We start from the raw sequence: 9,463 nt of genomic DNA on the forward strand, positions 1-9,463 counted from the left end.
CTTCATCGACGTTACGGATACCGACGCGCCCGGTCACTGGCGAACGTATCTGCGTGTAGGACAGTTGCACTTGGGTGGCATTGATCGATGCCTGATTACCCTGCGCGGTCGCCTCAAGCTGATGCACCAGCGCTTGTTGCTGGTCAAACGTCTGCTTGGAAATACTGTTGTCGGTGGTCAGCAAGCGGTAGCGTTTCAAGTCCAGTTGCGCCACATCCAGTTGCGCCTGACTCTGCGCCAACTGCGCCTGGGCTTGAGCCAGCGTCGCGCGAATCGAACGGTCATCAATCGTCGCTAACAGGTCACCAGCTTTAACTTGCTGGCCTTCCTTGACCCACAACTTGGTCAGAATCCCATCGACTTGCGGACGGACAATCACGCTGTGCAGCGACAGCACTGAGCCAATTCCGCTGACATAGCGCGGCACATCTTCTTTGACCACGCTGATGACCCGAACCGGAATCGCTGGAGGCGCTGAGTTTTTCGCGGCAGCTGGGCGGGTCAAGAACCAGCCGGCGAGGGCGACGATCACAACGATGATAGCGACGATAACGATTCTGGTGAGTTTACGCATGCTTGAATGTCGCCGGGTGAGACCAAGGAGAGGGGCGTAATCGAAGGCGTCCATGACAGGTTTCGATCATCCCAATAATCAGCTTGTTCCTTATAGCCCGCCGACCGGGTCAGTACACTGACTGCTAACTGTCAAAATTGTCAGCAAGCGCTGAGTGCTAAAGAAATACCCTTTTCTTGCCGATAAAAAAGTAGAGCGGATTAATGCACATTTGATCAGCTCAGTTGATTGAACGCGTGTTGAAAGGTTGCTGAAAGAAAAGATAGGAAGATTCCTACATGAACTTTTCCTCTTTCTATGACAAGATCTAGTCGGAGTTCTGCGATGACTACTAAAGCCGTAGGCCTTATCCTTTTTTCGATAGTGATTTTGACTTTTAGTACCGAGATTCTGGCTAAGGGCGACGCCCTTAATTTCCACGGACAAATTGTTAACCGTTCGTGCGATGTGCGTGGGTCAGGAGAAGTCAGCGCTTTTAAAAAACCACGCATTATTCAGGTTTCACCGGGTGTCACCCTTGTTTTGGACACTGAAAGCAATGCCTGCAGCGGCGATGTCATGGCTTTCAGTAGCCGCTTGAATGTATTGACCCACGATGATGATTCGACCCTGAGGGTCGTAACGCTGACGTATCAATGACCAATAGCGCATAAGAAATTAGTTTTCGCTCGTTAACTTGGCACATTGAGAATTATTTTAATTCGACCTTTTGCCAATGCTTTGCATTAGAGATATTGGCTGTAAGCCACGGTTTATGGGTGTTTAATGATTATTATGAATTTTCCTACAGAAAACACCCGCTTTACTAGTGCCCGATTCCTAATGAACAAGATGGTTATTGCCTACATCGGATAATGGATAGTCTCGTTATAGTTCTGTTCGTCCAGTGATGGACCAATACGAACGAACACAAGGAATGTATCTGCATGAAAAAGCTTTCTCTCGCATTGGCTGTTTTGAGCGCTGTCGGTCTGGGTGCAACCAGCACTGCTAACGCAGCCAATAATGGCAAAGTGGTATTCAATGGCACCCTGACCAATATCTCCTGTGCAGTCGGCCCTGGCGCCGGGGTAGGCGCAGGTCCTAATGGCGACATCAACGTCGACCTGGGCAACGTATCGTTCACTGATATCGGCGTTGCAAGCGATACCAAACTGGAAACCGCGACACCTGTTCAATTGCTGGTCAATTGCAGCGCGGGCGTCGAGCAGTACGACACCGTGAAAATGCGCTTCGTTGCGCGCTCCGGCAGCGGTCTGGATAACAACGATTCCAAACTCTTGCGCACAACGGGGGCTGCAGATGGCGTGGGTATTGGGCTGCTGAATGCTCAAAATCAGATCATGGACTTGAGTGGCACCGAAACCATCGATAAACCGCTGGTCAAGGATGGTGTAGGCGGTGCCACCGCCGAACTGAATTTCGGCGCTGTGTATGTGCTTAACGGCACACCGACCAACCCAGGCAACGCCGACGGCTACATGCCTTTCGTCTTGGACTACGAGTAATAGCATTGACGGGGTGAGTTGCACTCACCCCGTCACTACCAGTTCCAGGCGAGTGTCATCATGATTTACACCTCTATTCGATACGCTGGCTTTTTGTTAGCGATGGCGATTTGTGCCAATGCCCAGGCGGGCATTGTGCTTAACACCACGCGCATCATTTATCCGGCACAAGACAAAGAAGTCAGCTTTGGCGTGCAAAACAGTGGCGGCGAAATCCTGTTGCAGTCCTGGCTCGAAGCCACTGCGGAGGAGACCGGCGATTTGCCCTTTATCATTACCCCCGCATTAGCCCGCATGCCGGGCGGCAGCAAACAGTTACTGCGGATCGTGTACGCCGGTGCAGACATGCCCGAAGACCGCGAGTCGGTGTTTTGGCTCAACGTGCAAGAGATCCCACAGGTCGCTGCCGAAAACGCGCTGCAGATTGCGATTCGTCAGCGTATCAAAGTGTTTTTCCGCCCTGTGGGACTTCGCGACGCGCCTGAAAAGGCGCCAGAAACACTGCAGTGGCAACTGCGAAATGACGTACTCCACGTGAACAACCCGAGTTCATACCACGTGTCCATGGTCAGACTCGAAGTCCATGACGGCACGGTTCAGGTGATAAAAAAAGGCAGCCACATGCTGGCCCCAAAGCAATCACTGGAGCTGAAGTTGGGCAGGCCGGCAAGCAGCCGACCCTTAAGCCTGACTTTCAATAGCATCAACGATTTTGGCGGACAGGTGGCTTATCTCGCCACGTTGACAGGCAACCAGATGGTCACTGCCACGGTCGCTGCCAAGACTGATCGGCGCTAGCCAATAACGATACCCCCCGATTTTATTTATCGAGCCATCCGAGCTGCGACAGGTGCACACACTCGGCCGGTTTGCGCCTGTGTGAAAGATCCCTGCGGCGCGAAGTATTCCCAGGATTGAGTGATAACAGCACATGGAACGGTACACGCCTAACAGCAAACGATTATTCCACGACCATTTTGCAGCGTGCACATCCGTCAAGCGACGTGCACTTGGTATCGGCATAGGAATGGCTTTGGTATTGCCGGTGCCTGCCAATGCGAATCAGCCCGGCGAGGCTTCGGCAACGTTCAACACGGCCTTTATTCAGGGCACCAGCGAGCCTGTCGACCTTGAAGAGTTTTTACGCGGTAACAGCGTCCTGTCTGGTATTTACAGTGTCGACGTGTATTTCAACCGGACGTTGGCCGGGCGTCGTGATATCACATTTGCGCAAAATCCGGTCTCCAAGCGGGTTGAACCGTGCCTGACGCTGGACATGCTTCAGGGTTTTGGCCTGGATGTTGAACGTTTACAACAGTCAGCCGGCGATGAGCACTCCGTGGCCTGTTTTGATTTGCCGGCACACGTCGAGTTTGCTCGGGTCGAGTACCAACCTAATAGCTTGCGCTTGTTGATCAGCGTGCCGCAGGCGGCCATGGCACGTAGCGCCCGCGGGTATGTGGCGCCGCAGTTGTGGGACCAAGGAGAGACGGCTGCGTTCACGAGTTACAACTTCAGCGCGGTCCGTCGGCGCAATCTGCAAGAGCACACCGACCAGTATTATTTGGGCCTGCGCAATGGTTTAAACCTGGGCGCCTGGCGCCTGCGCAATGAGTCGTCCCTGACTTATGGCGGTAACCAGCCTTATCGTTTTGCCAGTAATCGCACCTATGCCCAGCGGGATCTCACGGCGCTTAGAAGTCAATTGACCCTGGGTGAGGTGTATTCGAACTCGCTGGTTTTTGACAGCGTTCGGTTCAGAGGGGCCGCGATTGATTCGGATGACGGCATGTTGCCCGACAGTGAGCGGGTTTACGCGCCTACGATTCGCGGCATCGCCGACACCAACGCCACGGTAGAGGTCCGGCAAAACGGTTTTCTGCTGTACAGCGGCAGTGTGTCCCCCGGACCGTTCGAGATCAGCGACATTTACCCCAGCGGCTCCAATGGCGATTTGTTGGTGACAGTTGTGGAGGCGAACGGACGAACGCGCTCATTTACCCAAACCTTTGCTGGGTTACCCATCATGGTTCCGCACGGCGCGCTGCGTTACAGCCTGGCGCTGGGGCAGTACGACAGCAGCAGTGATGACCAGGCGACACCGGCGTTCAGCAGCGGGACATTGGTTTACGGTGTGTCTGAGCGACTGACCGGGTTCGGTGGCCTGCAATGGACGCAGGATTATCAGGCGGGCAATGTCGGTGCGGGCATTAACTCGCCGCTGGGTGCATTTTCGGCCGACCTCACGCACTCCCTCAGCCAGTTACGCGAGCAATCTCGGCAGGGACAAAGTTTGCGCCTGCGCTACGCCAACACCCTGGGCATGACCAGTACGACATTTGCGGTGGCGGGTTATCGATATTCCACGGATCAATTTCGCACCCTGGAAGAGCACGTCGATGAGCAGGTCGAGCGCGTGGGCCAAACGCCTATCGGCCGAGCGAAGGATCGCCTGGAACTTAACATCAATCAATCGTTGCCCGCACAGTCTGGCTCGCTGAGCCTGACCGCCAGCGATCAGCGTTACTGGAATGTGCCGGGTAAAACCCGTCAGTTGTTTTTGTCTTACAACGCGGCGTGGAAATCCATCAACTACAGCGTCTCCATCGAACGTAATCAGCAGATGAATGTTGACGGAGACGCCGGCACCGACCATCGAGTTTCCCTGGCCCTGACCGTGCCACTGGGGGCGAGCTCCGCATCGTCCAGGGCCTCATTCAATCTAGTGCGCGACAGCGGCGGTAATTTCAACTCGCAGGCCGGGCTCAACGGCCAGGTGTTGGACAATCGTAATGCCTTCTACTCGGTCCAGGGCGGGCATGACAGCAGTGCCGGTTCGTTTGGCTCGGGCAAGGTCAATACCACGTTGCCGTATGGCCGCTTCGAAGCGGGTTACAGCCAAGGCCGTGATTACGATGCGATGAGTCTGGGGGCTGCTGGTTCGTTGGTCGGCCACCAAGGCGGTATCAACTTTGGGCAACCCTTGGGTGAAACCTTCGCGCTGGTCGAAGTGCCACACGTCAACGGCGCGAAGCTGACCAATTACAACAATGTCGAAACGTCAGCCAACGGTTACGCGTTGCTGCCGTATACGCAACCGTATCGGACTAACTGGGTCGCGCTGGATACCCGCCAGTTAGGGGCCGACGTAGAGATTGAAGATGCCATCGTGCAAGTCGTGCCCAGGCGTGGTGCTGTCAGTGTCGTGCATTTCAACGCATCCATCGGGCGCCGCGTGCAGTTCGAACTGTTGCGTGCAGACGGCAGCAAAGTGCCGTTGGGCGCCAGCGTCGAGGACGAGCACGGCAAATCGCTAGCGGTGGTCGACCCCACCAGTCGTGCATTGGTGTTGATCAACCAAGACAGTGGCGTGCTGCGAGTCAAATGGTCCGATCAAAGCTGTCTGGTAACTTACCAACTGCCGGCAAAAGACCCGGCGCGTGCTTACGAACGCATAAAGGGCACCTGCCAATGAGCGGATTCAAAGGCCTGTTGATGAGTTTTCTCGTGATGGGCGCTGTAGTGGCTCTGGGCAATGTTGGCGCACAAGCGGCTGTTTCATTGAGCGGAACTCGGTTGATCTTCGACGGCCGTTTTCGCGAGGTCAGCATCGAAGCAATCAATCGCAGCAGTCACGAAGTGTTGCTTCAGGCATGGCTCAGTGATGCGCAGGATCTAGACGGTGGATCATCCGGCGATTTGCCTTTTGTCGTCACCCCCCACCTGTGGCACTTGCAGGCTCACGGCCGGCAGGTGTTGCGCGTCTTGTATGAGGGCATCGGTATGCCCATCGACCAAGAGTCATTGCTGCACCTATATGTGATGGAAGTTCCTCCGCGTGTGGAGGGTGAAAACCAACTGAGCATTGCTATTCGCCAACGCATTAACGTGTTCTATCGACCTTCCGGTTTACCCGGCGACCCAGCGCGTACCGCTGAAGCGTTAGTGTGGCGTTTTATCCTGGATGAACAGGGTGCCATCGCCCTGCAGGTCAGTAACCCAACGGCTTATCACGCTTCGCTGCAAAACCTTCGGCTGGAGGGTACTGAGGAAAATTATTCCGTCAGCAATTACCAGCTATTGCCGCCCGGGGTCACCCGCAGCTTGCCGCTCACGGCCATCGAGCCTGGGAAGGACAGGTGGCATCGTCTTTCCTTCAAGGCGCTCAACGATTTTGGCGGCCAGCATGGCTACGTCGCCGACGTTGATCAGCGGGCGGTATTCAGTGCCCGTTCGCTGCCCGACGCCACCCTTTTCAAGGACGCTCAACCATGACCGATACTCGCTGGATTCGACCTCTGTTGCTGGCGCTGCTGCTGAGTCCCGCGACGTGTTTCGCGCTGGTCTGCAAGGAGCAGGGCACCGGGGCTGCGGTGGTTCAAGCCGATCTGGGCAGCACCGTTGCGATCCCTGCGTCGGCACCTCAAGGCACCGTCATCTGGCGCTCGGACCGTTTTAACGTTCAAGTCGAGTGTTACAAGGACGGCTTGCAAGCGCAGCAGGAGGAGGTCTTCATTTACCTGAACCCGGACAACCTGCCGATTGGCCAAGGCATTCGTGCCGGCCTGACCCTGAATGGCATCGACTATGTGCAAAGCAGCGGCCGATTCAGCACCGGGCAGAGCCTTGCGGTGTGTAACGAGGGTGACGCAAACATCAAAGCCTGCCCGCGTCTCACCTTTAGCTTGGCGTTGTCGGTGTTCATTGAGAAGTTCGGCCCTACGCCACCCTCGGGCGTGGCCAGTGATTTGCTGAACTATCGGCTGTTGCAGCTGGACAGTGGGGCAGGCCTCAATCCGCTGCCCGGTTACAACCTCAGCTATGTCATCAATAACCTGAGCGGCTTGAGATTTATTGCCTGTGATGCCGAGTTACAGGTGATCCCGGAAACCGTTGAGTTTGGTGCGATCGGCATTCAGAACGTGGCGGTGGGTCGAGTCATCGACCGGCGTCCATTTTCGTTGGTGACCAACCGCACATGCGACACGCCCTTTAGCCTGGGTGCGCAATTCAAACCGGTGTCGGGCAGTGTGTCAGGTGATTTCCTGATACCGGTTGCCAACGAGGGCGTTGGCATCCGCATCGTCAATGCCAGCACTGGTTCAACACTGCCTTACAACCAGCCTTTCCACCTGGCGGACCTGTTGGGAAACGATTCTTCTGCGAGGGCTGATTTCGACGCCGAACTGGTCTGGCAAACCCCCGCCCCTAAAGCGGGAACGTTCGAGGCTGAAGTCGTGATTGATTTGTTTTATCAATAGAAGGTGATGGGAGGTTACCGGCGATGGCGGCAGGTCGTCGGGGATTCAGGTATGCTGCGCGGCCTGGGCGAGCGCCCATCTTGCACGACGACTGACTTCCACATATTTTGGAGCTTCCATGACTACCCCCGAACACACGCCAGCTCCTGAAGCCGTCGCCGAGCAGGGCGCTGAGAATGCCGCAGGTAAAAAGACTGCGAGCATCCCGGACTTCAAATTTTCGTTTAAACCTGCTGATTTCACTCCAGTGAAAACGCTGGAAGAACCGTATTACAAGAAGTCGGGCAAATCCAGCCACAACAAGATCCCTGGCGCGGCGCCCCATGGCACCCGTAAATCCATGGGCAAACGCTGATTCTCGACCTTGTCTCAGCGCTTACCCATTGTGCTGAAAGCGTTCGCGGTACTGGGTCGGCGTCACGCCCAGCCGCTGGCTGAATATCAGCCGCATGCGACTGGCGCTGCCGAAGCCACAGCGATAGGCCACGGCCTTGATCGCCAGTTGGCTTCCTTCAAGTAAATGACGTGCGGCATCGATCCGTGCACGTTGCACGAACTCAGCCGGTGTGACCTTGGCGTCCCTGACGAAGATCCGCGCAAAGCTTCGCGGGCTCATGGCAACCACCTCGGCCAGCCGCTCCACGGAAAAAGGCTCGGCGATGTGCTCCATCACGTAGCGCTGAATTTTCGCCACGGGTGAGCTGTCGTCTTCGGGTGCGATCAGGTACGGGCTGAATTGAGATTGCCCACCTTGACGCTGCATCACTACCAATAAACGTTGGGCTACCGCGAGCGCAACGGCCGGGCCGTGGTCTTGCGACACTAATGCCAATGCCATGTCGATCCCGGCGGTCACGCCTGCGGACGTCATGAGCGCACCGTCGCGCACGTAAATTCGATCAGGTTCGACGTTGGCCAAAGGAAATTGCTCGGCCAGTTGATGGGCGTGGCTCCAGTGCGTCGCCGCCTGTTTGCCGTCCAGCAGCCCGGCATGCCCCAAGATAAAAGCGCCAGTGCAAATCGACCCGTAACACTCCGCTAGCGGCGCGGCTTTGCGCAGCCAACCGGTGATGACAGGAAGCGCCATTGTCTCCGGCAGCAGTGGTCCACCCGGCACTAGCACTACATCGAATTTATGGGGCGCGTCTTCAATCGATAGTTCAGCACCCAGCGGCATACCGTTCGACGCCATGATGGGGTAAGGCGCGGTGCCGATCGTGACAATGCGGTAGCCGCTGCCTGCCGGGACGAAGCGGTTGGCCTCGGCGAACACATCCAATGGCCCGGCGATATCCAATGACTGGACGCCAGGGAAAACCATAATCGCCACGGTTTTCATGGGTGAGTGTTCACGCCTGTTTTAAGGATATGAAGGTGTAGTTGAGTGGATCGCTGGTTGCCACCTGAGCACCGGCTAATCGCAGGGTATCGGCAATGTCCGGACCTGACACGTGAAACGTCCAGCCCGATTCAATCGAAAGCTGCGGCAGGGCGGTGGTATTGCTGATTTCTTCCACAGCAGCAGCGAACGCCTTCATGTCCGGCAGGTAGGCGGTAAAGCCATCGCCTTTTAACGCGGCAGTGCGGATACCCAGCAGGTTGCAAATAGCGTCCTTGGCCGCGACCTCGTCGCGATCGGCTTGGCGCGATTGCTCGATCAGCGCCACCAGTTGGGTATCGACCACTTGGCCCCCGAGGATGAAGTCCGGCCCCTGTTCCCATGCGTGGGGCGGACAACCCTTGGCTTCGGGGCGCAACGGAATATGCGGGTTGATCTCCATCGGGTAGATACGGCAGACCAGAGGACGGCGATCATAGATGCGGCATAGGTTTTCTGCGTCAAGATTCCGACAAGGCCCGACGTTAAAGGCGGCGAAAGTGATGGCCACGTAGGCGCGGGCGCTGCCGCTGGGTACCAGGCATGAACGACGTTGTGCATGGGTACGTTGCAGCGCCGGTACGCCGTACCCGTCTTCGAGAAAGGCCTCGACCAAAACGATGACATTGCCGCCGTCGGCCGCCCATTGCTTGGCTTCGAACAGCGTCAAGGGGACGTGGTGATCGGTGCAGCACTTGCCGCACCCTACGCAGGAAAACTGAGTATTCATTGAATTGAAAGC

10 protein-coding genes are annotated in these 9,463 nt (G+C 56.3%); 7 read left to right on the top strand and 3 right to left on the bottom strand.

Going from position 1 to position 9,463, the window contains the following annotated elements; all coding sequences use genetic code 11:
- A partial coding sequence (locus M0974_RS28200) for an efflux RND transporter periplasmic adaptor subunit (RefSeq protein ID WP_297844905.1) occupies positions 1–574 on the bottom strand: 574 nt, incomplete at its 3' end.
- Positions 575–898: 324 nt separating this feature from the next.
- Here M0974_RS28200 and M0974_RS28205 point away from each other — a divergent pair.
- From M0974_RS28205 to M0974_RS28235, 7 genes are all read left to right on the top strand, one after another.
- Positions 899–1,213 (top strand): hypothetical protein, encoded by a 315-nt coding sequence (locus M0974_RS28205; RefSeq protein WP_297844906.1) that lies wholly within the window; start codon positions 899–901, stop codon positions 1,211–1,213.
- 287 nt (positions 1,214–1,500) lie between these two features.
- Complete coding sequence (locus M0974_RS28210; protein WP_297844908.1) at positions 1,501–2,082, top strand: fimbrial protein; 582 nt, start codon at positions 1,501–1,503, stop codon at positions 2,080–2,082.
- Positions 2,083–2,142: 60 nt separating this feature from the next.
- Positions 2,143–2,880, top strand: coding sequence for a molecular chaperone (locus tag M0974_RS28215; protein ID WP_297844910.1), 738 nt, complete (start codon positions 2,143–2,145; stop codon positions 2,878–2,880).
- Positions 2,881–3,109: 229 nt separating this feature from the next.
- A complete protein-coding gene (locus tag M0974_RS28220; protein ID WP_297844912.1) occupies positions 3,110–5,557 on the top strand; it encodes a fimbria/pilus outer membrane usher protein in 2,448 nt (815 codons plus the stop codon).
- A gap of 20 nt (positions 5,558–5,577) precedes the next feature.
- A complete protein-coding gene (locus M0974_RS28225; RefSeq protein ID WP_297844918.1) occupies positions 5,578–6,357 on the top strand; it encodes a molecular chaperone in 780 nt (259 codons plus the stop codon).
- Positions 6,354–7,343 (top strand): fimbrial protein, encoded by a 990-nt coding sequence (locus M0974_RS28230; protein WP_297844914.1) that lies wholly within the window; start codon positions 6,354–6,356, stop codon positions 7,341–7,343. Before M0974_RS28225 ends, M0974_RS28230 begins: the two co-directional genes overlap by 4 nt.
- Positions 7,344–7,461: 118 nt before the next feature.
- Positions 7,462–7,698 (top strand): hypothetical protein, encoded by a 237-nt coding sequence (locus M0974_RS28235; RefSeq protein WP_297844916.1) that lies wholly within the window; start codon positions 7,462–7,464, stop codon positions 7,696–7,698.
- A gap of 21 nt (positions 7,699–7,719) precedes the next feature.
- Here M0974_RS28235 and M0974_RS28240 read toward each other — a convergent pair whose 3' ends face one another.
- Entirely contained in the window at positions 7,720–8,682 is a 963-nt protein-coding gene (locus M0974_RS28240; RefSeq protein WP_297844917.1) for a GlxA family transcriptional regulator, read from the bottom strand.
- A 10-nt stretch (positions 8,683–8,692) separates the two neighbouring features.
- A complete protein-coding gene (locus M0974_RS28245; protein ID WP_297844919.1) occupies positions 8,693–9,451 on the bottom strand; it encodes a YkgJ family cysteine cluster protein in 759 nt (252 codons plus the stop codon).
- Between the last annotated feature and the right edge of the window lie 12 nt (positions 9,452–9,463).

Source organism: Pseudomonas sp., assembly GCF_026224925.1.
GTDB lineage: Bacteria > Pseudomonadota > Gammaproteobacteria > Pseudomonadales > Pseudomonadaceae > Aquipseudomonas.